We start from the raw sequence: 24,852 nt of genomic DNA on the forward strand, positions 1-24,852 counted from the left end.
ATCCAACACATCGAACTCCGGGCGGATCGGGCGTCACGAATCCCGAGATCGCCTTGCGTCCGGAGGCCCCAAACCGTTACGACAGAAGGGGCAAATCCGCCGAGATCCCGAAGTTCCCCGGACCCCGCCATGCCACCCCGACCCCCGACCCGTCGCGGCGCCCGGAAGCCGCCGCGACCGCCGGCCCGAGGTCGAGGGCGAGTCCGCTGGGCGATCGCGGCCTCAGTGGTCGCGATCCTGATCCTGGTCGGCCTGGCCTGGATCCTCTCCGGCCGCGACCGGAGCCCCGGGCCGATCACCGCCCGGACCCTCCTGGCCGAGGCCCGGGCCGCGCTGGCCCTCGACCGCGCGGCCGACGCCCGGGTCGCCCTCGAACGGGCCTCCGCGATCGACCCGACCGACGCCGAGGTCTGGCGAGGCCGGCTCGACCTCCTCCGGGTCCTCGACCGCCCGATCGAGGCCCTCCGGCTCGGCGAGGCCGGCTTGCGGGCCGTCTCGCCGAGGGATCGGCGAGGGATCTTGCAGGCGACGACCCTCGCCGTGCTGGCCGAGCCGCCCGACGACGAGGCCCGCAAGCTCCTCGGCCGCTGGATCGCCGCCGATCCCGATGACCTCGACGCCCGGGTCGCCCGGCTGGCCCGGATTGCGAACAACCCCCACCCCGACGACCCCGACCGCATCGCGAGGATCGCCGAGCTATCCGAGATCCTCGGACGAGATCCCGGCCAGATCCCCGCCCGCGAGGCCCTGGCCACCGCCCTGGCCGACGCCGGCGACGTCGACCGGGGGCGTCAGGTCCTGGACGCCTGGCCGAGCCCCGATCGGGACGCCCGCTACGACCGCCTCCGGGGGCGCTGGGAGATCGACTACGACCATCGGCCCGACCAGGCCGCCGAGTCGTTCCGCCGGGCCCTGGCCGGGCTCCCGCACGACTGGAAGATCCACTACGGACTGGCCCGAGCCCTCCGGGCCCTCGGCCAGGGCGAGGAGGCCCAGGCCGAGGCCCAGGCCGTCGCCCGACTCCGGGAACGCCTGGAGCCCACCGCCCTCGGCCAACGCCTGGCCGCCGACCTCGCCCGGCCCGACGACCCGCGGACCCTGAACGACCTCGCCGCCCTCACCGAGAGCGTCGGCCTCGCCGGACTCGCCCAGGCCTGGCGAAACGAGGCCCTGAGACCTCCTTCACACTGATCTTTTGTCCACAATTCCAAAAACCACATCTGCAACAATGCCGGGGAAAAACGAACCCAACGTGAGCTTGTAGGGTGTGGTCGAGCAGAGCGAGGCCCACCAGCGACCCGTAACCCTGGTGAGCCTCGCTCCGCTCGACCACACCCTACGCATTTGGCCCATTGTGAAGATTTTCAGACCAACCCAACGACCCTCCACAACGCCCGGGAAAAACGAACCCAACGAGCCTGCGGACGGTCGACGCTTGACCTCGAACCTCCCGAGGGCTTCCGGCCCGGGAACCCTTCGCACCATCGCCGGGGAAAAACGAACCCAACGAGCCTGCGGACAAGGACCGATCGTCGCCAGACTTCCCGGACATCTTCCGGAAATCCGGGTCGGCGTTATGACACTTTCCGGGACGCCTCACCAGAAGGCGACCGTGATGACCCCAGGTCCAGGCCGCAATGCTTGCAGGCCGATGTAGGCCAACTGCTGGTCGAGGAGAGGAGGAACCGCCCGCCACATCGAGGACAACGGAACCGCACGAGCGCGGACCACGTGACGAGGCTGCCGACCCAGCAGGTCAGGAACCCGAGGAATAGAGGGACGCCCAACATACCCTGGATGAGCGGATTGAGTCGCGGACCGAAGACCAGTAGGGGCGTCCCCAGCACCGCGAACAAGGCCATGCCACCGAGGAAGAAACGCCAGTACCACCGTCGCAGGCTCGCATAGCGCCGCGCGGCATCGGCCCGTGTTTTGACGTCGATCTCTGCCCATGGAAAGCCGCCCAACCCTGTTATCTTCCCGAGTAGTTGCAGGGCAAGCGCCGCCCACCGATCTCTAAGCCGCACAAAGGGGTCCGGTGGACGGCGCGAACTCTACAGCGACTTTACTCCTCGTCGAGGTCGATGTGGGTCCATTCGCCAGCCTTCGCATCGTACAGATCGATAAGATCCCCGTCGGGAATGACCAATTTCTCGGCTGGGTGGCCGGGCCAGATCAGAGAAGAACCTGGCCACCCAGACGCCTTACTTGCCGTCCTCGGTATCGACCTGCGACCACTCGCCGGTCTCGGGATGATAGAGGTGGATCACGTCTGCGTCGGGGATCACAATCCGGCCGTTGGCTTCGATAGTTTCGCTGTCGGAGTCTTCTCGTGCCGGTCGCTCGGCCTTCAATGCCAGGACGGACCACTTCTTCAATTCAGAGTTATAGACATACACCGACTTCCCAAGAATATACGTCGCCGTCGTTCCTGCCATGATCGGCGAGACTCCGTCCTGGGCTGGCTCGGGGAGATCCTTCACGACCCAGGACTGATTCGGGCCATCGAAGAGCACGAGTTGGGGGATTTCGGGAGCCTTCACCGTGAACCCGACCATCGGGAGATTGCCAGCGTGGCCTCCGCCGAAAATCTTGGGGCTTGCCTCGGTCGCTTCCACACCCAGGTCTTGCTCGGACCAGCGCCACGCTTTGCGGTCATAGATCGCAACCCGGTTGATCCCCCGGCCCTTCATGGAGAAGGCGACAAGATTTTCCGCCGACATTCGCGAGACTTGCGACACCTCGCCGGGAAGGCGGAACGTTTCTTTCTCTCCCGTCTTGGAATTGATCATCGTGACCCGGCCCATTTTTCTCGGGATGACCATTAGTAGGCTTGGATTGCCATGCAGGTTCTCCACGATCGGTATCGAGGACGCAGGCGTCGGCGAAGCCGAAGCCGAAGCCGACGAGATCGGGTCGGTGACGGGAGCGTCGGAGTACTGGGCTTCGAGATCGTCGAACCAGACAGTTCCGGGGCCGTAGATCTGCGGGGCGACGCGGATCTGCGTGGTCCCCCAGGGGATCTCGACGACTCCTTCGTAACGCTTCCAGTCGTGGGAAACCGGCAGATCGTCGGCTTCCTTGGCACCGATGTAGGCCACCCAGGCGTGGCTCCACTTGCCGTCGCCGTCCAGGAACTGGGTGTCGAGGATCGCCTTGCCGACCTTCTCGGCCTTGACCCATGCGGAGACTTTCAGTCGGGAAGTCTCGCCCTTTCGATCGATGATCTGCGACCACTGAGCGATGGGGAAGTACCGCTGGGCCGTCTTCTTCAGGCAGAGGCTGGCCTGACCCGAGTGGCCGACGTCACGGCTCCAGAGGTACTCGACACCGGGAATATCGGCACCCGAAGTCCAGGAACTGGGCCGGTGGCCTTCGGCTTCCTCGACGCCTCCGTTCGAGAGGAGTGACTGACCTCCCCGATTTTCCGGACTGGGTGGGCCGTTGACCAGGGCGGGCGTGGGATCAGTCGCCTTCGCGACCGACTTCGGGATCGCGATTGGTCCCGGGTTAGGCCCCGGCTTGAGACCCAGCTTGGCCTTCAATGCGGCGATCTCGCGAAGCCTGGCCTCTCGATTTTTCCGCAATTCCTCGACGAGATTCTCTGCGGCGGGGATGGCAACATCCGCAGCATCGACCTCCTTGATAAGTGTTTCAAGCCTCTTCTCATCAGCTTCCGCGTTCGGCGATGGTGGAAGGACCGCCGAGGGTCCCTGGCCCACCTTCTGGGCGGCGACACCGGCCCCTCCGACGGTCAAGCCGGCCATCAGGCCGACTGCCCCGATCACCTTCAACTTGTTCCACATCATCGCGATCAATGCTCCTTTCGCCAGGATTGCGATACGGGCCGGGGTCGTCCCGGCGGAGGTCACGATCCGGATCGTGGTGGACATCAAGGCTTCGGGGATCGTGGATCTCGGCAGGATGGCGGGGACTGCGGCCGAGGGGGACAGGCCCCGTCGGGTTAGCCTCGAACGGAGCCGGTCGCGACCCCCGGCCAGTCGGCTCCGGACGGTCCCCACCGGCCAGCTCAGTTGCAGGGCGGCCTCGTCGTGGGTCAGGCCCTCCAGGTAGCAGAGGACCAGCGGGGCCCGGTACTTCTCGGGGAGCCGGGCCAGTTCCTCGTCGAGGGCCGAGCGGAGTTCGAACGCCTCGACGGAGTCCGGTCGGGTGATCGCGCGATCCTCGGCCCCGGGGCGTTCTCGGGTTTCTCGGCGGGCCGAGAGGGCGCGGGATCGGCTGGCCACCCGGCGGGCCACCCCGTGGAGCCAGGGGCCCAGGCGGTCGGCATCCCGGATCGATCCGGCCTTGCGGGCCAGGACCAGGAAGGTGGCCTGGAAGGCGTCCTCGACGTCGCGGGGGTCCACCAGCATCCGTCGGCAAGTCGCCAGGACCATCGAGCCGTGACGGGCGACCAGGGCCTCGAAGGCCGCCCCGTCGCGGTGGTCGGCGAACCGCCGGAGGAGCGGTCCATCCCCCAGGCCCGCGGCCGTCCCGGGGCCCTCGAAGAGCCGAACCACCTGTCGGATGACCGGACCATAGCCGCGACTCGCCATCGATCGTCCCCTCCCGGCTCACCCCTAGACTACGCCCCGGGCCGATTCCAATCCGGAATTCTTGGTGACATGGGGATTTTCTTCGAAAGCCGTACTAACCCCTGGCCTTCCCTCACGATCCTGAAGAGGAACCAACCTCGCGGGTTCGTCCGAGCCTCCGGAGCGTCCGGGGAATCTACTCGTGGCCCATCGCCTTCAAGCCCGAAAGACGTGCCAAATCGAAGCCAATCGCCGGACCAATCGAACCCATTCCCTCCGCGCGGAACGAACCCATTATTGCCACCAAACAAAGCCAATTCCCCAATCCAAACAAAGCCATCCGGGATCGATCGTCCGTCCCCCCGACGGGTTGCCCTGGGGTCGGTCGGCCGATACGTTATCGAGGGTCGTCGAGTTCCGGGAGGGTCCCGGGTCGGCAACCTTCGCCCGATCCGAGGCCAACCGCCCATGCAAGCTCTGGTGACCGGCATCTCGGGATTCGTGGGCGGACACCTGGTCGAGCACCTGCTGGACTCGGGCGACGCGGTGTCGGGGCTCTCCCACTCGGGCCGATGGCCCGAAAACCTCGCCCACCTGGCGACTTCGGCCCGGATCGAGGCCTGCGACCTCGCCTCGATCGGCCAGGACGAGATGCTCGAGATCCTCGCCAGGGCCCGGCCCGAGGCGATCTATCACCTGGCCGCCCAGGCGAACCCGCAGGCCAGCGTGGCCGACCCTCGGGGGACCTGGGCCTTGAACCTGGGCGGGACCTTGACCCTCCTGGAAGCGGTCAAGGCGTCGGGCCTGAGGCCCCGGGTGGTCGTGGTCGGGTCGGGGGTCTGCTACGGGAACCCCGGGCCGGAACACCTGCCGGTCTCCGAGTCGTGCCCGCTCCGGCCCAACAACCCGTACTCCGCGAGCAAGGGGGCGGCCGACCTCCTGGGGATCCAGCACTTCCTGGCCCACGGGACCGACGTGGTGATGGCCCGCCCGTTCAACCACGCCGGCCCCCGGCAGTCGTCCACCTATGTCCTGGGGGCCCTCGCCCGCCAGGTGGCCGAGGTCGAGGCCGGGATCAAGCCGGCGGTGATGGTGGGGAACCTCGACATCGTCCGGGATTTCACCGACGTCCGCGACGTCGTCCGGGCCTACCGGCTCCTGAGCACCAAGGGAGACCCCGGCGAGATCTACAACCTGGGCTCGGGCCGGGGGACGAAGCTCTCCGACGCCCTGGAGATCCTCCGGGGGCGGGCCGAGGTGCCGATCGAGGTCCAGGTCGACCCGTCGAGGGTCCGCCCGGTCGACCAGCCCTTGCTGGTGGCCGACGCCTCCAAGCTCCGCGCCTCGACCGGCTGGGAGCCCCTCTTCTCGATCGAGAGGACCCTGGCGGATATGCTGGACGACTGGCGGAGGATCCTCCGGGACACCCCCCGTTGACCGGCGAGAGGCCCTTTCGGACCATCACCCTTTCCCCTTAGGATGGGCAGATTCGATCCAGACTCTCCCCTGAACCGAACCCTTGACGATCCCGAGGTCCCGCGAGCGATGGGCAGCAGCAAGACGGCGGATTACCTGGCCCTGGACCTGGGGGCCGAGAGCGGTCGAGGACTCCTCGGCCGGTTCGATGGCGGTCGCCTGAGCCTGGAGGAAGTCCACCGCTTCCCCAACGGGCCGGTCCGGATGCTGGACACCCTCCACTGGGACGTCCCCCGGCTCTTCGACGAGATGAAGCAGGCCCTCCGGAAGTCGGCCGCCGGCCACCCGGACCTCGAAGGCGTGGGCGTCGACACCTGGGGCGTCGACTTCGGCCTGGTCGGCCGGGGCGAGACCCTCCTGGGCAACCCGGTCCACTACCGAGACCCCCGGACCGACGGCATGATGGACCGGGCCTTCGGGCTGGTCCCCAAGGAGCGGATCTACGAGGTCACCGGACTCCAGTTCATGCCGATCAACACGGCCTATCAGCTCCTGGGGATGCAGGCGGCCAACTCCCCCTTGCTGGACGTGGCCGAGACTTTGCTGATGATGCCCGACCTCTTCGGCTGGCTCCTGACCGGCCGGAGGGCCGGCGAGCGGACCGACGCCTCGACCACCCAGCTCCTCGACCCTCGCGACGGTTCCTGGTCCGACGAGCTTTGCCGAGGGCTGGGCATCCCCCGGTCGATCCTGCCCGACCTGATCGACCCGGGGACCGAACTGGGGCCGCTCCGGAAGTCGGTGCTCGACGAGCTGGGAATCTCCCGACCGATCACCGTCCTGGTCCCCGGCACGCACGACACCGCCAGCGCCGTGGCCGCCGTCCCCACCCGGGGGACCGGCTCGAACCCGCCCGACTGGTGCTACATCAGCTCGGGGACCTGGTCGCTCCTGGGGGTCGAGGTCCCCCGGCCGGTGATCAACGAGGCGACCCGCCGGGCCAACTTCACCAACGAGGGGGGCGTGGCCGGGACGACCCGGCTCCTGAAAAACATCATGGGCCTCTGGCTGGTCCAGGAATGCCGGAGGACCTGGGCGAGGGCGGGGACCGAATACTCGTATGACGAGCTGATCGCGAAAGCGCGAGCCGCCCGGCCGTTCGCCGCGATCGTCGAGCCCGACGACCCCTCGTTCCTCGCCCCCGGCGACATGCCCGCCCGGCTGGCCGCCTACGCCACCCGGACCGGCCAGGCCGCCCCGCTCGACGAAGGGGGCTTCGTCCGCTGCGCCCTGGAGAGCCTGGCCCTGAAGTATCGATGGACCATCCGGAGGCTCGAAGAGATCCTCGGGACCAGGATCCGGTCGGTCCACGTGGTGGGAGGGGGCTGCCGGAACGCCCTGCTCAACCAGTTCACCGCCGACGCCTGCGGGATCCCGGTCCACGCCGGCCCGGTCGAGGCCACCGCCGCCGGGAACGTCCTGCTCCAGGCCATGGCCCGAGGCCGGATCGCCACCCTGGCCGACGCCCGGGCGATCGTCGCGGCCTCATTCACGGTCGAGACCTTCGAGCCGAAAGACACCGCCGCCTGGGACAAAGCCTATGGACGGTTCGAGGGGCTTTCCAGTAACGTATGATCCTGTTGGCGAATTCCGATGAGCGGTCGTCGGACCCTCCGCCGAATTCGCCTACGGTATCCAATGATTGTCGGACACTGCTTCGACTTGGTCTCTGATTTCGCAGGGGCGACAAAACGAGGACTTCGGCCAAATCCGCTTACCTGGATTCGATCGCTGCCTTGTACTTACTGTTCCGAACGAGGCTGGCGAGATCCTCTGTATTCAGCAATTCGTAGAGGGCTTTTTTCTTGTCCGCGGCGAGCTCATAGTACGATCTGCAAATCTCCGAACCCAGCGTATAGCCGAGGTCGGCGGGACGTCCTCCGACGCTTCCGCTGTACATCCACTTCGAGAGGTCGGTACCGTTCATCTCCTTGCGGAAGTCTTCAATAATCTCGGCCTCGTGCTCCTTCAAATATCGTTGGCGAACCCCCTCGGATGGCTTTCCTGTGACCAGGCCCGTGAGAAAGTCGCAGACACCTTCTTCGATCACGGCACGCAGAACGTCCCCTTCCCGAGTGTCGCGGTAATTTTGCTGGAAATGCATAAGCTCATGGGTCATTGTCCCTGAGATGAAGCGAGTGTCTCCGATGGAATTCTTCAGGCTCTCGCTCATTTCGTCCGAGGGCATTCCTTCGCCTCGTCCGTGCCGGTCGAGCCCGATGAAGACGCCCAGGTCAGTCACCGAGCCGGCCGAGTTGAGGGTGCCAATCACCAGGTAGCCGTGAGGAAAAATGGCTTCCGGATACACATCCTTCAGCTTATTCATGTTTGCGACTACTTGTGCTCGGATCGGCTCCAATTGCTCGGCCTGAAAATGGTTGCGCAGATACTGATAATACTTGGGATAGGTTTGAATGGCCACATTGACCAGGTCGTCAACCCCGAAGTAGCGATTCGCATAATAATCTCGCAGGGCGGGCGACCCGTCCAGAATCATCTTCGAGAAGAACTCCTCGGCCCGAGCCGGCTCCGCGCGAGCGAGGTCGAAGGCTTTCCAAAATGCATCTGCATCGTCCGTATGCACTTCAAAGCCGTCAACGCTGCTCAGTTGGCGTCGCAACTGAGCAAGCTGTGACTCAACGCGCGGCCATGCAGGGTCGGATTTCAAACGACCAAGGCTTTTGTACTTGGTGACCACGTTTGGGTTGCGAATCCCGTACTCGATCGAGCGTTCCAGTGCCTGAATGGCTTGTGTGGATCGACCGGCATCAGCCCATGCAACCGCCTCGTTGATCGCGACCAACGGCGAGCGCAGGTGTTTGTTGCTGGCCTCATACAGTTGGGCCAGTTCGACAAATCGCTTCGCCTCGGTAAGACGTTCGATATCCGCAGACACCTTCTTGAAGTCAGGTAATTTGGCAGACGCCTCGGATCCGGACGGCTGGACCAACATACTCGCCAATAGAAAGCTAGCTACCACAACGCACCTCAATGAATAAACCCGTTCTGTTTCCCGTTCAAATCGAGCGTTGCCATACTCCACGCTCGGGCTGCCGGGCTCTCCTCCAGAGATTATCCGAAATTCCAGCTGCTGACCCAGACAGCGTGGGGGCGTCAGAGCGAGCGGCAGCAATATCGGGCCAACCCTCGCCGTCAAGGTCTCCGATGGCAATTTCATAGTAAGTCTTGCAGGGTGGGCACCGCCTACCTCATCATATGAACCTACTCCGTCTCTAAACCCGTCCCGAAATCAAAGTCCCGAAACCGAACGTCCGCTTCAAGTTTCGGGACGCTCGTTTGCCAGGGCTAATTCCCTATATCTGGTGTCACCCCTCGGAACCGAAAACATTACTCGTTAAGTGCCAACGAGGGGGCGGTAGAATGCCACTCGACGCCCTGCCCACGAATCACTGTGAGTGCAGGCTATCTCGCCACGGCTCGCGGCATGGCGAAAATTTTCAGGGATCCTTCTGGCGAATTTCTGCGAGCGGTCGTCGGCCCCTCCGCCGGATTCGTCGACAGCATCAATATCGGGTCGGGAATCGAGGCTGGGGCACGGCAAGCCCTGGCCTATCCGGGAGGTCTCCGCGACTCACGACCGTTTCGGCACCGCGATCCCGCAGGCCCGGCAGCCTTCCGCCCCCAGATGGACGGGTTTCCCGCACTTGGGACAGACGCGGAGCCCGGCCTCGGCCCGGCGGGCGGGGGAGTTCTGGGGCATCTCGGCGGTGCTCTTGGGGCCGTTGCCCCGCGAGGCGTGCCCCTTGGCCCAGTCGTCGAGCATCGCGTGATCGGCGGCGCTCATCTCCTGGGTCGGCGTCTCGATCGGCGAGGCGGGCCTCCCCCTTGATGGGCTGGTGGGCACCGGGACGATCGTCGCGCAGTCGGGGCACTTGCCGTGGGTCGGCGGCCGGGAGGCGCCGACTTTCAGGCGTCGACCGCAGGGGCAGGAGAACCGGATGAAGCCGTCTCCGTCGCCCATGGGCGTGAGGGTGGCCGGGTCGGCATTCCGACCTTTCCGGATGATCCGGACCCGCGCCTCGCACCTCGGGCAGACCACATGATCGGCCCCTCCGAGGGGCATCTCCAGCGGCTGACCGCATCGACAGGTCGCCCGAGCCATATTGAGAGATCGCATCCAGGCCGCGCGGGCCGGTCCCAAGGAGAGAGGGTCTTATCGTCGTAAAATCGCCCGTCGAGACCAACCGGCGCGATCAGCGAGCCGCGAGTTCGACGGTCTGCTTGCGGAGCCCGTCCAGCGGGATCAGGGTGTTCAGGCTCCCCGATCGGAACCCTTCGAGGTCGAGCGTGACGAACTTGAAGCCGAACTCGCGGAAGGCGGGGATCAGGTCCTTGCGGACCTCGGGGTCGGCCAGCCGGGGGAGATCCTCGATGGGGACCTCGATCCGGGCGAGGTCTCCCTTGTGGTAGCGGACCCGGAGGAGCCGGAGCCCCCGCTGGCGGAGCCACCCCTCGGCCGCGTCGATCATCTTGACGCGTTCGGGGGTCACGTCCTCGCCGTAGGCGATCCGGCTCGACAGGCAAGGCGTGGCGGGCTTGTCCCAGGTGGGCAGGTCCCAGGCCTTGGCCAGCTGGCGGACGTGGGCCTTGGTGAGCCCGGCTTCCTGGAGCGGATGCTTGACGTTGTGCTCGCCCGCCGCCTTCATCCCGGGTCGATGGTCTCCCTGGTCGTCCAGGTTCGCCCCCGAGGCGATCGCGTCGACGCCCAGGGTGCCCATCAAGCCTTCGAGCCGGCCGTAAAGCTCGCTCTTGCAGAAGTAGCAGCGGTCGGAGTTGTTCCGGAGGTAGTTCGGGTCGGCGAACTCCTCGGTCCGGATCACCCGGTGGGCGATCCCGATCCGGGTGGCCAGTTCGGTCGCCTCTTCCAGCTCGCCCTGGGCCAGGCTATCAGAGACCGCCGTGACGGCGATCGCCGAGTCCCCCAGCGCCACCTGCGCGGCCTTGGCCACCACCGCACTATCCACGCCCCCCGAGTACGCCACGGCCAGCCGGCCATAGCCCCGGAGGATCTGGAGGAGCCGTTCGCGACGATCGACGAGTTCCGGGTCGGTCCACTCGCTCAAGGCTCACCTCCTGCCAGGGGAAGACTCATGACTCGCCAGATGACCGATTGTATAACGAGACCGCCCCGTCTCTCAAGCCACCCGCCGAAGTCGGGCCCGCCCGGATCGCCCGAACCCGAGTGCGGGCCGGGCTGTCCGGAGGTCATCACCCATCCCAGGAGCCCCGCCATGACCGACGACCTCGCCACCCTCTTCGCCTACAACCGATGGGCCGACGCCCGGGTCCTCGAAGCCTGCCGGTCGGTCCCGGCCGATCGCTACGCCGCCGAGGTCGCCCCGGGCTGGGCCTCGCTCCGGTCCACGATCGTCCACATGGCCGGGGCCGCCCAGATCTGGGCGAAACGCTTTCATGGCGAGACCTCGATGAAATTTTACGAGGAATCCGACCTGCCCACCCTCGACGAGGCCGCCCAACTCCTGGCCTCGGCGCAGGATCGGCTCGAAAGCCTGGTCGCCGGGCAGACGCCCGAGACCCTGGAGGCCCCGTTCACCTACCGGAACATGCGGGGGATCACGGCCTCCGCCCCGCTCTGGGCCGCGCTCCGGCACGTGGTCAACCACGCCACCTACCACCGAGGCCAGGTCGCCTCCAAGCTCAAGCAACTCGGCGTCGAGCCCCCCGTCACCGACTTCGTCTTCTACGCGATCGAGCAGACCCCGCAGACGCCAGCTTGAACAGGTCCATCGTAGGGCAGGGCGAGCCCTTGCCCCTACGGGAAGCCGTCATGATTACAGCCACTAGCGTTTGTTGGCGGCCCCACTGAGCAGGTTGAGCAGTCCATCCAATTTCCGCTCGACCTCGGAGACCCGACGTTCCAGGTCCTCGACCGTGTGTTGCCGCGTCCCGTTCAACGACTCCTCGGCCAGGCGAAACTCGATGCCGAGGCGGTGAGTCTGGATCTCCTGGACATCCGCGCTCGTCGCCCGACCGGCTTCGAATTCCGCCCGTTCCCGCTTCTCGAATTCCTTGACCCGGGCGAGATGCGCCTCGATCACGGCTCGGCGTTTCTCGCGATTCTCGGAATTGTCCAGTTCGGCATCCATGAGCGTCTCGGACGCGTCGAGGACCCGGTCGATGGTGATCCGGCCCTGCTCATAGTAGTCGGTCTGAGTCCTCAGGCGTGCCCGGGCGGCCAGGATCCGATTCTCTCCCAGGGCCTCGACCCAGGCGGCGTCGATATCCGCCGCATTTTTCTCGGGAGGAGGGTTCGTCGCGCCCTCCACCGTCTTCCGGAGGCGCGGTTCATCCTGCTCGATCCCCGGCCCTTGCGCCGCAATCATCCCCGATCCGGCCACGAATCCCGTCGAGAGCACCAGGGCCAGGCCGACTTTCAACTTCGAGAGCATCATCATCCTCAGGACTCCTCGGGAAAGGGCGACCGCCGAGGCGGAGGCCAGGCCAGTTCCGATCCGACCGACGGAGATCGAGAGCGCGGCTCGGGCCGTCGACGCCATCAAACCGGGCGAGAGGGCAGGGGGGGCCAGCATCGTCATCCAGGCTTCCGAAGGGGCCAGCCCTCGGCGGGCCAGCTGATCGCGGAGCCGCTGCCGGGCCCGCTCCAGGCGCCCTCGGACCATGTTCAGGGTCCAGCCCAGTCGCTCAGCGGCCTCCTCGCGGCTCAGGCCTTCGACGTCGCAGAGGACGACCGGGCCCCGGTGATGGTCGGGGAGGCGGGCGATTTCCTCGTCGATCACGCCTCGAAGCTCGGCCCGTCGGGAGGTATTCTCCCCGTCGGACCGTTGGGCCTCGGGGACGACCGCGAGCCGCTCGCGGGCCTCTCGACGCGCGGAGGCCGACCGGGCCCGTCGAGCCGTCCGGACGGCGACCCCGTACAACCAGGGGCCGACCAGTTCGCGACGGCCGATCGAGCGGGCCTTGCGGACCAGGATCAGGAAGGTGGCCTGGAAGGCGTCGTCGACGTCGTGGGGATCGGCCAGCATCCGCCGACAGGCCCCCAGGACCATCGGGCCGTGACGGCTCACCAGCGCCTCGAACGCGGCCGGGTCGCCCCGGTCGGCGAACCGCGTGAGCAGTTCGCCGTCGGTCAGGCCGACGGCCGAGCCCCCCTCGAAGATCCGGACCAGGTCGGCACCGGCCCGACCGACACCCTTGCCCATCGTCGCCCCTCCTCGAAGAATCCGCGCGTTCTTCCATCTAACTGCGCGCGGGAGGGGCGACGACACGGCAATTTTTCGGGAGACTCGGGATCAAGGCTCGGGCATCGGCTCCTGGAGCCCGTCCCAGATCTCGGCGTACTTGTCGCGGACGTAGGGATTGAGCTGGTCCGCGAAGTCGGCGGGCAGCCCGAGGATCTTGATCAGTTCGATGACGTCGGCGAAGTCCTTGAGCCGGTGGAGCCCGCCGGTCATCCCGGAGGCCAACTTCAACTCGACGAGCGTCGGCAAGTTGAGGTAGTTGATCCCGTCGCGGTCGACACTCACCGAGGCGGGATCGGGGAACGCGACCGGCTTGGGCTTGCCGTCGCCGGGATAGTCGCCGGTGACCAGGAACTCGATCCGGACGCCATTCTCGACGTCTCGAAGTTGCTTGCTGCCCGCGAACGGCGGAAGGTAGCCCAGGCCGTCCAACCGTTCGTGGATCGTCTTGAGAGATTCTCGCGTCACGAGCAGGTCGACATCGACGGTGAAGCGTTCGAAACCATGTTCGAACAGGGCCAACCCGCCGACGACGGCAAACGGAATGCCCAGGTCATCCAGCCGACGAGCGAGCCTGTGCAACGTCTTGAAGACGTCGTTATCCTTCCGGAAGTGGCTCCCTCCCTGATCCATCGCCCAGGTCCTGTCTTGCTTCAATTTCTGCTCATAAATGATCACCGATCACCTCCGATGCCGGATGGGCGGAGGCGGCTCACTCCGCGTCGGGCTCGCCGTCGTGGTCCAGGTCGTCGATGTGGTCGCTGGCCTCGGCCCCTCCCACCCCGTCGTCGAGGATGTGGGTGGCGGGCGGGATCGCGGGGGCTTCGCCCTCGACGTCGGGCAGGTCTTCGGTGGCCTGCAGCAGCTCGGCCTCCGGGAGCTTGGCCAGCGAGCTGACCGCGTTCCCCTCCTCGACGCGGATCAGGCGGACGCCCTGGGTGTTCCGGCCGATCAGCCTCATGTCGGAGACGGCGGTCCGGATCAGGATGCCCCCGCTGGTGGTCAGCATGACCTCGTCGGCGTCGGTGACCTTGGCGATCGCCACCACCGGGCCGTTCCGGTCGGTCACCTTGATGTCGATCAGGCCCTTGCCGGCGCGGTTCTGAGATCGGTACTCGGTCAGGGCGGTCCGCTTGCCGAAGCCGTTGGCGCAGACGGTCAGGAGGCTCGCCGGGTCGTCGTCGCCGTTGGCCACGACCATCCCCACGACCTCGTCGTCGTCCTGGAGCTCGATCCCCTTGACGCCGAAGGCGGGCCGCCCCATCGAGCGGACCTTGGACTCGTCGAATCGGATCGACATGCCCTCTTTCGTCGACAGGATCACGTGATCATTGGCCTTGGTCCGGGCCACGCCGATCAGCTCATCCCCCTCGTCCAGCCCGAGGGCGATGATCCCCCGGCCCAGTGGGCGTTTGAAGGCCGTCAGGTTGGTCTTCTTGACCGTCCCCCGGCGGGTGACCATGAACAGCGACTCGTCCTCGTTGAACTGGCGGACCGGGACCAGGCCGGTGATCTTCTCCCCCTCGGTCAGCTGGAGGAGGTTGACGATCGCCCGGCCGGACGAGGTCCGGGTCTGCTCGGGGATGTCGTAGACCTTGAGCCAGAGGACCTTGCCGTGGTCGGTGAAGAACAGGATGTAGTCGTGGGTCAGGGCCACGAACATGTGTTCGAGGAAGTCGTCCCCCTTGGTGTTGGTGGCCGAGATCCCCCGCCCTCCGCGATTCTGGGCGCGGTAGGTGCTGGGCGGGAGCCGCTTGATGTAGCCGTCGTGGGTGACGGTCACCACCATGTACTCCTCGCGGATCAGGGCCTCCTTGTCGTAGTCGCCCAATTCCTCGGGGTCGATCACGCTCCGGCGGTCGTTGGCGTACTTCTGCTTGATCTCGCGGAGGTCGGTTCGGATCAGGTCGAGCACCAGCCGCTCGTCGGCCAGGATGCGCTCGTAGCTGTCGATATTCTGGCGGAGTCCGGTGTACTCGGCCACGAGCTTGTCGGCCTCCAGGCCGGTGAGCTGCTGGAGCCTCATGGCGAGGATCGCGTCCGCCTGCATCCGGGTCAGCCCCCCGGTCTCGCGAGCGTCGGGGTTGTTCAGGGCGCGTCGGAGGACCTCGGCGGAGACCTCCATCCCCATCAACCGGGCGCGGGCCTCCAGCGGGTTGGCGGACGATCGGATCACCCGGATGATCTCGTCGATGTACGCCAGCGCGATCAGCAAGCCTTCGACGATGTGCGCCCGCTGGCGGGCCTGGCGGAGCTGGAACTGGGTCCGCCGCCGGATCACGTTGACCCGGTGGTCGAGGAACAGCCGGAGCATCCGCTTGAGCGGCAGCTCCTCGGGCCGGCCGTCGACCAGGGCCAGCATGATCACGCTGAACGAGTCCTGCAGCGGCGAGTATTGATAGAGCTGGTTGAGGATGACGTTGGGGTCTTCCCCCTTCTTGACCTTCACCACGATCCGGACCGGCTGCTTGCGGTCGGACTCGTCGACGATGTCGGTCACGCCGGTCACTCGGTCGCCGTTGACCAGTTCGGCCAGCTTGATGAGGAGCGGTCCCTTGGTGAGCTGGTAGGGGATCTCGGTGAAGATGATGTGCGAGCGGCCGTCCTTCAGCTCCTCGATTTCATGCTTGGCCCGCATGATGACCTTGCCCCGGCCGGTCCGATAAGCCTCGCGGATCCCCCATCGGCCGCAGATGGTCCCGCCGGTGGGGAAGTCGGGGCCGTGGATGTGCTCCATCAGCCCTTCGAGGTCGATCTCGGGGTCGTCGATCAGGGCCACGGCGGCGTCGCAGACCTCGCCCAGGTTGTGCGGCGGGATGCTGGTGGCCATCCCGACGGCGATCCCGCCCGAGCCGTTGACCAGCAGGTTGGGGAACTTGGCGGGCAGGACCCGCGGCTCCATGTGCTTCTCGTCGTAGCTTGGCTGGAAGTCGACGGTGTCGAGCCGGATGTCTTCGAGCATCTCGGCGGCCACCGGGCTTAATTTGGCCTCCGTGTACCGCATGGCCGCCGGCGGGAGCCCGTGAATCGAGCCGAAGTTCCCCTGGCCGGTGATCAGGAGATGCCGCATGTTCCACCACTGGGCCATCCGTGCCAGGGTCGGATAGATCGAGTTGTCGCCGTGCGGGTGATACCGCTTCATCGTCTCGCCGACGATCCCCGCGCACTTGCTGGTCGACCCGCCCGGCGTGAGCCCCAGGTCGAGCATCGCCGTCAGGATCCGCCGCTGCGAGGGCTTCAGGCCGTCGCGGACGTCGGGCAAGGCCCGGCTGACGATGACCGACATCGCATAGGTGAGATAGCTCTCCTTGAGCTCGGTCTCGATGTTCAGCGGCGGAGTCGGCAAGTGATCGGGGTTCTGGGGCGCGGCGGTGCTCACGGTCGATCCCTCATCCATTCATCGGAAGTCGTCGCGCCCGGCCGGACCCAGCCCGCGACCATCCAAGATAAGGAGATCATTGTACACGAACGAGCCCCCATTCGGCAACGCCAGGGCCGTCGATCCAGTCACCTCTAAGTCCCGGAATATTCAACAGTTCGATCGACGGTTGATGGTCGCCCAAACCGACATTCCCGCCCCACTCTCGATCGAGGTCTCTCGCCGAGAATTCCACCCTGGTCCTTCCCGATTCGACCGCTGGCGGTTGTTGCCTATTCTTCAAAGAATTGATGCGTGCAATGCTATCCTCATTTTCTTAGATTCATGGGCCGAAGACGGACCTGATTAAGAGACGACCGGAGACTGTGATGTTCGATTCGACGACCCGGATGGTGCTGGCCTGCCTGATCCTGGCGGGCTTCGCGAGAGGGCAGGACCCGGCCCCGGGGGTCGGGGCCAAGGTGATCACGAAATATAATGTGCCGATGCGGGACGACGCGGGGGAGGTTGAGAACACCTCAGACATGCGACTCTTCACCGTCGAGCGGGCCAAGGGGGACGATCTCCTGATCTCCGGCGGGCCCGCGAAGGGCTGGGTCGAGGTGTCCGAAGTGGTCGAGTTCGACAAGGCCATCGCCTTCTTCTCCGGGGAAATCCGGGACGACCCGGATTCCGAGCCCGCCTACCACTGGCGAGGCTCGGTCTGGCAGAAGCTCGGCAAGCTCGACAACGCCATCGAGGACTACGGCCAGGCGATTCGGATCCTCCCGGACCATGGCGCGGCGTATCTCGACCGGGGCATGGCCTGGCAAGCCAAGGGGGATCTCGACCGGGCCATCGAAGACTACGATCGGGCCATCAAGCTCGAACCCGACGACGCCTGGGCCTACCTCAACCGGGGCCTCGCCCGCGAGGCCTGGGAGGAGCACGACAAGGCCATCGACGACTACTCGAAGGCCATCGAACTTTCCCCGGACTATGCCACGGCCTACGGCAACCGGGGCCTCGCCTGGGAAGCCAAGGGAGAGCACGACAAGGCCATCGAGGACCAGACCAAAGCCATCGAACTCGACCCGACCGACGCCTCGTTCTACAGCAATCGGGGTTACGCCCTCGACTCCAAGGGGGAACTCGAACGGGCCATTGAGGATTACACCCGGGCCATCGAGCTCGAACCCGACAACGCCCTGACGTTCAACAATCGGGGCTACGCGCGATACGCCAGGCAGAATATCGACGAGGCCATCGAGGACTACGACCGGGCCATCAAGCTCAACCCCGATTTGGTCGTGGCCCGCTACAACCGAGGGCAGGCCCGGTACGCCAAGGGGGAGTTCGACAAGGCCATCGAGGACTACGAGGCGATCATGGCCATCGACCCGAAGGACGCCTCGGCCCTGTTCAACCGGGGGACGGCCCGGGAGGCCAGGGGGGATCGGGATGGGGCCATCGCCGATTACACGCGATCCATCGAGCTCGATCCGGATGAGGCCGCGGCCTACTTCAACCGGGCCCTCCTCCGCGAAGCTCGCGGGGAACACGACGGGGCCATCGAGGACCTCGATCAGTCCATCCGGCTCGATCCCGACGACTCCTCGGCCTACCGGAACCGAGGGATGGTCCGCTTCGGTATGGGGGATCTCGGCCGGGCCATCGACGACTACAACAAGGCGATTGAACTCGACCCGGAAGACGCGATGTCCTTCTACAACCGGGCCCTCGCGCTCTTCACCGGCCGCGAAGTCGCCCGCGCCATCGACGACTACAGCCGAGCCATCGAGATCGATCCCGAGATGGCCCTGGCCTATCTCAACCGGGGGATCGCTCGGATCGACATCGGGGAGTTGGACAAGGCCATCGAGGACGCCACCCGAGCCATCGAACTCGACCCGGAAGACTTCAAGGGCCACAACAATCGGGGCCTCGCCCGTCGACTCAAGGGGGACCTCCAGGGGGCCATCGAGGACTCCGACCGGGCCGTCGGGCTCAGCCCGGAGAATCCCCTGGTCTACCGGAACCGGGGGAAGACCCTGTCCGAGAGGAAGGAGTACGATCGCGCCATCGAAGATTATTCGAAGGCCATCACGCTCCAACCCGACGACGCAACGTCCTACTTCTATCGAGGCAACGCGCGGACGGCGAAAGGGAAGGTCGACCTGGCCATCGACGATTACAGCCAGGCCATCCGGATCGACCCGAAGCTCTCCCTGGCTTACCTGAATCGCGGGAGCGTCCGTGACGACAAGGGGGAGTTCGACAAGGCCATCGAAGACTATGAACAGGCCCTGGAGATCGACCCGAAGCTCGCGCTGGCCTACAACAATCGGGGCCACACCCGATTCTCGATGCTTGAGTTCGACAAGGCCATCGCCGACTTCGACCGGGCCATCGAGCTCGACCCGAAATACCTACTGGCTTACCACAACCGGGCACTCGCCTGGACCGCCAGTCGGGAGTTCGCCAGGGCCCTGGCCGACTATGATGCGGCGATCGGGATCGACCCGAATGACCTGTTCGCCCTCAGGAATCGGGCCTGGATTTTGGCCACTTGCCCGGATGAACAGATCAGGGACGGCAGGCAGGCCGTCGAATCGGCCACGAAGGCCTGCGAGCGGAACTCGTGGAAGTCGGCCAATGACCTGAGCGTGCTGGCCGCGGCCCTCGCCGAGGCCGGCGACTTCGATCAGGCGATGAAGCGGCAGGAAGAGGCCATCACGCTGGCCCTCCGGGACGGGACGGGCTTGTTGCGATTCTGGATCGTCCCGGCCCTCTATCGGACCTATGCCCTCTATCGCGACAAGAAGCCGTATCGGCAGCCATGAATCCGGGTCGACGATCCAGGGGCCGGGCCTGTCCCAAATTATCACCCGGCCCCGAAAACCTTCGACCACACCCTTGCGAAGATCAAGGGGGCGGGGTAAGGTCTGAGGTGCAAATCTCGGATCAAGATCCTTGTCCTTCCCCTCTCGATCATGGCGGGCGATGCGGCCGACTCATCCGGGACGTCATCGATGGGCCTGTGCGGGGGCGTTCCTGACGCTCCTGGCGATCGCCCTCGCTGCGCCCTCGACGAGCCGGGCCGACTGCCGGCATCCGGGCGACCGGCCCTCGATCGGGCTCGATGCCGACGCGTTCCGCGCCGAGGCCCCCTCGGATGACCTGGCACCGGCCCCGCCGCCCAAACCCTGCGATGGCCCGCAGTGCTCGGGCAAGACCGCCCCCCCCATGACGCCCGCCCCGCAGCCTCCGCCCCGCGCCGAGACCTGGGGACAGCTCATCGTGCCCGCACCGATCCTCGGCCCCGAGCCCGGATCGCGGACGCCCGAGGATTCCCCCGGGCGGCCCGTCCACCAGACCGGCTCGATCTTCCACCCGCCCCGACTCCCCCGCTGATCTCTCCGCGCGACCGTACCGAGATCATCCCGCGCCCTGCTGCGCTCGATGATCCCGGCCCGTCATCCCTCGACGAACCCATCGCGAGCGACGCCTCGTCGTACCCGGCTGGGTATCCGTTCGGCCATCCTTGAAGTGCGCGAAATCATCAGCATTCCATCATCGGGGGAGATCCCATGCGCCGCCATCATCGCTCCGCGTTCACGCTCATCGAATTGCTGGTCGTCATCGCCATCATCGCCGTGCTCATCGCCCTGCTCCTGCCCGCCGTCCAGTCGGCCCGCGAGGCCGCCCGCCGGATGCAGTGCGTGAACAATCTCAAGCAGATCGGACTGGCCCTTCACAACTATCACGACACGGTGGGCACCTTCCCGCTGGGGCGGACCACCCCGTACGACGTCTCTTATTCTCCCCTGGCCCGGTTCCTGCCGTACATGGAGCAGGCCAACCTGGGAAATGCGCTCAACTACAGCCTGGGATACAACCAACTGGCGAACACGACGGTCCTGAATACCTCGCTGAGCCTGTTCCTCTGCCCGTCCGACACCGCCACGCAGATCCCCGCCGGGGTCGGGGGCGGGACGAATTACCGGTCCAACGAGGGGACGAGCGTCGTCATGTGGTACGGGCCCAGCGACACGACGAACGTCAACGCGGGGATGCCCGCGCCCAACGGCCTGTTCTTCGCCAACCTCCAGTGCCGGATCGCCGACGTGACCGACGGGACCAGCAACACCGCCGCCTTCAGCGAGCACGTCATCGGCGACTTCAGCCAGACCATCTCGACCGACAAGTCGGACACCTACCGGCCCGGGACCTACCCGGCCACCCCCGACGAGGCGGTGTCCCTCTGCAAGGCCACCGACATCACGAACCTGACGCTCCAGGGCGTCTCCGTCGTCGGGTCACCGTGGGTTTACGGCTATCACTCGACGTCGAGCTACTGGCACATCGGGCCGCCCAACTCCCGGTCGTGCATGTTCCCCCCGTCGCGGATCAGCACCACGGCCAACAGCCGCCACCCCGGCGGGGTCAACCTCCTGATGACCGACGGCTCGGCCCGGTTCGTCAAGGACACGGTCGACATCAAGGCCTGGCGAGGGCTCGGGACCCGGAACGGCGGCGAGGTCCTCAGCGCCGACCAGTTCTGATCGATCGGCGGATCGAGACCCTCATCGACCCTCCGCGTCATCGCGGAACGCCCACCTCCCCCCCCCCCGGGAGGCCGACCGGTGGCGAAGTCCGACGCTTCGTCACCGAAGACCCGAGGCCGGCGCCCGCCCCCCCGGGAGAGGCGGGCCAGGCTCACCCCACACGACCAAAACATTCCCACCAATCCAGAGTAACGTTCATGCGTAACCGATCGCTCCTCATGACCGCGACCTTTCTGGGGCTGGCCGGCCCGAGCCTCGCCGATGGCCCCCCGACGGTGCCCGTCACACGGCCCGAGATGAAGCAGTTCCTCGAGAATTCCAAGCGGAACAAGCCTCGGCTCCCCCTGCCCGAATTGACGGCCGAGGAGCATGAGAAGGCCGGGAAGGGGGACTGGTCGGTCGTGAATAACGGCCGGATGCGGAAGTTCTACCTGCCGGCCGAGGTCACCGGCGCCGGGTTCCTCCGCGAGCCCGATCCCGCCATGACGCTCGGCTACCCGTTCCAGACGATGATCTTCTGGATCGTCTCGCGCTGTAACAACTGCACCTACTGCATGGGCCATCAGGAAACCAAGCTCACCGCCGCCGGCCTGAGCGAGGAACGGATCGCCGCGCTCGATGGCGACTGGTCCGAGTTCACCGAGGCCGAGCGCACCGCGTTCGGTTTCGCCCGCAAGCTCACCCTGACGCCCGAGCGGGTCACGGCCGACGACGTCGAGGGGCTCCGGCGATTCTACACCGAGGCCCAGATCCTCGAGATCCTCCTGGTCACCGGCAACTTCAACGCGATGAACCGCTGGACCGGGGCGCTCAAGATCCCGCAGGAAGACCACCGGGTCTACCTGACCGAGACCCCGGCGAAGTATCGGGCCACGGCCAGCCGGGTCGCGCCGCTCGACCCGGCCCGGCACGACTCGGCCTCGTCCCTCGCCGGTCCCTCGCGGCGCCCGCCCCTGGAGTCGAAGGCCGAGGTCGAGGCGGCCCTGGCCGACTGCCGGGCCCGGACCCCGATCCTGCCGCTGGTCGACGAGGCGAAGGCCCGCGCGATCCTCCCGGCCGACTGGCCCTCGGGCCCCCTGCCCGAGTGGGTTCGACTGCTGGCGACCTTCCCCAAGGCGGGACTCGCGCGGATCGAACTGCATCGGGGGGCCGAGGAGAAGGGCACCCTGGACGCCCGACTCAAGGCCGAGATCGCCTATACCGCCGCCCGGCGTGACCGGGCCTGGTACGCCCTGGGCCACGCCCGCGAGCGACTGGCGGCGCTCGGGTTCTCCGACGACCAGATCGACGCGCTCGACGGACCGCTCGACGCCTTCCCTCCCGCCGAACGGGCCACGCTCGCCATGGCTCGCAAATTGACCACCGACCCCGCCCTGATCGGCGATGACGATGTGGCCGCCCTCCGGGCCCAACTCTCCGACAAGCAGACCGCCGAGGTGATCCACCACGTCACCGAGGCCGCCTTCTTCGACCGGGTCACCGAGGCCGCCCGGCTTCGCCTGGAAGATTGACGATCGAAATGATTGCTGATTGACGATCGCGGTCATCGGCTTTCCTGCCGATCCTTCGCGGGCCTTGACCGAAACCATCACTCCGATCCGGGCGGGGCATGCGGCCGATTCCATCGAGGATCATGTCGACGGCGAGAGCCGGGGCGTTCCTGACGCTCCTGGCGATCGCCCTCGCTGCGCCCTCGACGAGCCGGGCCGACTGCCGGCATCCGGGCGACCGGCCCTCGATCGGGCTCGATGTCGACGCGTTCCGCGCCGAGGCCCCCTCGGATGACCTGGCACCACTCCCGCCGCCCAAGCCCTGCGATGGCCCGCAGTGCTCGGGCAAGACGGCCTCACCGATGACGCCCGCCCCCCAGCCCCCGCCCCGCGCGGAGAGTTGGGGACAGCTCCTCGCGCCCGCACCGATCCTCGGGCCCGAGCCCGGATCGCCGACGCCCGAGGATTCCCCGGAGCGGCCGGTCCACCAGGCCGGCTCGATCTTCCACCCGCCCCGACTCCCCCGCTGATCTCTCCGCGCGACCGTACCGAGATCATCCCGCGCCCTCGGCGCCCCCGATGATCCCGGCCCGTCGTCCCTCGACGATCCCATCCCGCCCGGCGACCCCGCGTCGACCCCGGCTGGTTCTCCGATCGACCATCCTTTGCGCGAAATCATCAGCATTCCTATTAGGGGGAGATCTCATGCGCCGCCATCATCGTCCCGCGTTCACGCTCATCGAGTTGCTGGTCGTCATCGCCATCATCGCGGTCCTGATCGCCCTGCTCTTGCCGGCCGTGCAGGCCGCCCGCGAGGCCGCCCGCCGGAGTCAGTGCGTCAACAATCTCAAGCAGTTGGGCCTGGCCCTGCACAACTACCACGACACCAACGGCTGCTTCCCGATCGGCCAGGGGCGGAACGTCGCCACCGGCGAGACGAACAATATCTCCAGCCAGACTCGGCTCCTGCCGTACCTGGAACAGGCCAACGTCGCCAACGCGATCAACTTCAGCTACACGTCCACCAACCTGGTCAACGCGACGGCCCTGGTCACCAGCGTGGCCACCTTCCTCTGCCCGAGCGACGCCCAGAACGTGCTCCCGGCGGGCTATGCCGGGACCAACTACCGGGCGAATTACGGGACCAGCATCGTCAACACCTACGGGCCGACCGACACCGCGGGCATCAACACCGCCCTGCCGGCCCCCAATGGCGCGTTCTTCCTCGACAACCTCATCCAGTTCGCCACCGTGATCGACGGCACGAGCAATACCGCCGCCTTCAGCGAGCACGTCAAGGGTGACTTCAGCAACTCGATCTCGACCGAACTGTCCGACACCTACCAGCCGGGGACCCACCCGAGCAACGCCGACGAGGCCTACCAGGATTGCAAGGCGGTCGTCATCACCGACCTCACCAAGCAGGGGAACTCGAACGCCGGGGCCCCCTGGATGTCCGACGGCCACACGCCCTCCCGCTACTATCACGCCACCCCGCCGAACTCGCGGTCGTGCATGTTCCCGCCGCAGAGGATCAGCACCACGGCCAACAGCCGCCACCCAGGCGGGGTCAATGTCTGCCTGATCGACGGCTCGGTCCGTTTCTTCAAGTCGACGATCGACCTGAAGGCCTGGCGCGCCGTGGGGACCCGAAACGGCAACGAGGTGATCAGCAGCGATAGCTTCTGATCCGATCGGACGTCGCCCGACCTCCCCCCTCGTCGGATCATCGACCGGAGAGCTTCCCTTGAACCGGATTGGAATCACGCAACCCCGCCGGCCCTGGACGCCGGCGGGAGGTCTCATACTGATGCTCGCGTCCATGATGGCCTCGACGGGATGCGGCCCGACCGCCCGGCCGTCCGACCCGAACGAAGGCCGAAAGGCCCTCCAGGCCGCGCTCGAAGCCTGGAAGGGGGGCGAGAAGCCCGAGTCGCTCTCGGCGCAAACCCCCTCGATCCATGTTGCCGACGGCGACTGGGCGTCGGGCCACCGCCTCCTGGACTACCGGGCCGTCGACGAGGGACGCCTCGTCGGGTCCGACCTCAACTACACCGTCGCCCTCGAACTGAAGGGGCCTCGGGGCAAGGTGATCAAGAAGGACGCGGTCTACGCCGTCACCACCGACCCCCAACTGATGGTCCTCCGGCAGGACGACTGACCCACGATTCATCCACCATGGCA

General features: G+C 66.4%; 18 protein-coding genes. 11 read left to right on the forward strand and 7 right to left on the reverse strand.

The annotated features are described in order from the left end of the window. The first annotated feature begins 129 nt into the window (after nucleotides 1-129). A complete protein-coding gene (locus P12x_RS29010; protein ID WP_435008595.1) occupies nucleotides 130-1,191 on the forward strand; it encodes a tetratricopeptide repeat protein in 1,062 nt (353 codons plus the stop codon). Between the two features lie 1,013 nt (nucleotides 1,192-2,204). On the opposite strand, the gene P12x_RS29015 is transcribed toward P12x_RS29010, so the two are convergent. Further along, entirely contained in the window at nucleotides 2,205-4,556 is a 2,352-nt protein-coding gene (locus tag P12x_RS29015; protein ID WP_435008596.1) for an RNA polymerase sigma factor, read from the reverse strand. Between the two features lie 447 nt (nucleotides 4,557-5,003). On the opposite strand from P12x_RS29015, the gene P12x_RS29020 reads away from it, so the two are divergent. Both P12x_RS29020 and P12x_RS29025 read left to right on the forward strand, forming a co-directional pair. Further along, the gene (locus tag P12x_RS29020) at nucleotides 5,004-5,972 is read left to right on the forward strand and encodes a GDP-mannose 4,6-dehydratase (protein WP_435008597.1); all 969 of its coding nucleotides are present in this window, start codon (nucleotides 5,004-5,006) and stop codon (nucleotides 5,970-5,972) included. A 108-nt stretch (nucleotides 5,973-6,080) separates the two neighbouring features. Further along, nucleotides 6,081-7,586, forward strand: a complete 1,506-nt coding sequence (locus P12x_RS29025) for a rhamnulokinase (protein WP_435008598.1) — start codon at nucleotides 6,081-6,083, stop codon at nucleotides 7,584-7,586. A gap of 139 nt (nucleotides 7,587-7,725) precedes the next feature. On the opposite strand, the gene P12x_RS29030 is transcribed toward P12x_RS29025, so the two are convergent. From P12x_RS29030 to larE, 3 genes are all read right to left on the reverse strand, one after another. After that, complete coding sequence (locus P12x_RS29030; protein ID WP_435008599.1) at nucleotides 7,726-9,189, reverse strand: DUF2268 domain-containing putative Zn-dependent protease; 1,464 nt, start codon at nucleotides 9,187-9,189, stop codon at nucleotides 7,726-7,728. 414 nt (nucleotides 9,190-9,603) lie between these two features. Further along, the gene (locus P12x_RS29035) at nucleotides 9,604-10,134 is read right to left on the reverse strand and encodes a hypothetical protein (protein ID WP_435008600.1); all 531 of its coding nucleotides are present in this window, start codon (nucleotides 10,132-10,134) and stop codon (nucleotides 9,604-9,606) included. Nucleotides 10,135-10,225: 91 nt separating this feature from the next. After that, on the reverse strand, nucleotides 10,226-11,095 hold the full coding sequence (larE, locus tag P12x_RS29040) for an ATP-dependent sacrificial sulfur transferase LarE (protein WP_435008601.1): 870 nt from the start codon (nucleotides 11,093-11,095) through the stop codon (nucleotides 10,226-10,228). Between the two features lie 168 nt (nucleotides 11,096-11,263). Here larE and P12x_RS29045 point away from each other — a divergent pair, with 168 nt between their 5' ends. Further along, on the forward strand, nucleotides 11,264-11,770 hold the full coding sequence (locus P12x_RS29045; RefSeq protein ID WP_435008602.1) for a DinB family protein: 507 nt from the start codon (nucleotides 11,264-11,266) through the stop codon (nucleotides 11,768-11,770). Nucleotides 11,771-11,833: 63 nt separating this feature from the next. On the opposite strand, the gene P12x_RS29050 is transcribed toward P12x_RS29045, so the two are convergent. The 3 genes from P12x_RS29050 to gyrA form a co-directional block, all read right to left on the reverse strand. Continuing rightward, on the reverse strand, nucleotides 11,834-13,213 hold the full coding sequence (locus P12x_RS29050) for an RNA polymerase sigma factor (protein ID WP_435008603.1): 1,380 nt from the start codon (nucleotides 13,211-13,213) through the stop codon (nucleotides 11,834-11,836). A gap of 90 nt (nucleotides 13,214-13,303) precedes the next feature. Further along, a complete protein-coding gene (locus P12x_RS29055; protein ID WP_435008604.1) occupies nucleotides 13,304-13,930 on the reverse strand; it encodes a hypothetical protein in 627 nt (208 codons plus the stop codon). 34 nt (nucleotides 13,931-13,964) lie between these two features. Then, nucleotides 13,965-16,538, reverse strand: a complete 2,574-nt coding sequence (gene gyrA, locus P12x_RS29060) for a DNA gyrase subunit A (RefSeq protein WP_435011746.1) — start codon at nucleotides 16,536-16,538, stop codon at nucleotides 13,965-13,967. 461 nt (nucleotides 16,539-16,999) lie between these two features. Here gyrA and P12x_RS29065 point away from each other — a divergent pair, with 461 nt between their 5' ends. From P12x_RS29065 to P12x_RS29095, 7 genes are all read left to right on the forward strand, one after another. Beyond that, entirely contained in the window at nucleotides 17,000-19,453 is a 2,454-nt protein-coding gene (locus P12x_RS29065) for a tetratricopeptide repeat protein (RefSeq protein ID WP_435008605.1), read from the forward strand. A gap of 160 nt (nucleotides 19,454-19,613) precedes the next feature. Continuing rightward, complete coding sequence (locus tag P12x_RS29070) at nucleotides 19,614-20,024, forward strand: hypothetical protein (RefSeq protein ID WP_435008606.1); 411 nt, start codon at nucleotides 19,614-19,616, stop codon at nucleotides 20,022-20,024. A 176-nt stretch (nucleotides 20,025-20,200) separates the two neighbouring features. Further along, a complete protein-coding gene (locus P12x_RS29075; RefSeq protein ID WP_435008607.1) occupies nucleotides 20,201-21,175 on the forward strand; it encodes a DUF1559 domain-containing protein in 975 nt (324 codons plus the stop codon). Between the two features lie 200 nt (nucleotides 21,176-21,375). Next, nucleotides 21,376-22,689 carry a carboxymuconolactone decarboxylase family protein gene (locus P12x_RS29080; RefSeq protein ID WP_435008608.1) on the forward strand — a complete coding sequence of 438 codons (1,314 nt, stop codon included), beginning with the start codon at nucleotides 21,376-21,378 and terminating at the stop codon, nucleotides 22,687-22,689. A gap of 122 nt (nucleotides 22,690-22,811) precedes the next feature. Further along, on the forward strand, nucleotides 22,812-23,198 hold the full coding sequence (locus P12x_RS29085; protein WP_435008609.1) for a hypothetical protein: 387 nt from the start codon (nucleotides 22,812-22,814) through the stop codon (nucleotides 23,196-23,198). A 175-nt stretch (nucleotides 23,199-23,373) separates the two neighbouring features. Next, nucleotides 23,374-24,357, forward strand: a complete 984-nt coding sequence (locus P12x_RS29090) for a DUF1559 domain-containing protein (RefSeq protein WP_435008610.1) — start codon at nucleotides 23,374-23,376, stop codon at nucleotides 24,355-24,357. Between the two features lie 121 nt (nucleotides 24,358-24,478). Beyond that, nucleotides 24,479-24,829, forward strand: a complete 351-nt coding sequence (locus P12x_RS29095; RefSeq protein ID WP_435008611.1) for a hypothetical protein — start codon at nucleotides 24,479-24,481, stop codon at nucleotides 24,827-24,829. Nucleotides 24,830-24,852: the final 23 nt, after the last annotated feature.

The sequence above is a fragment of the Tundrisphaera lichenicola genome (assembly GCF_051175385.1).
Classification (GTDB): domain Bacteria; phylum Planctomycetota; class Planctomycetia; order Isosphaerales; family Isosphaeraceae; genus Tundrisphaera; species Tundrisphaera lichenicola.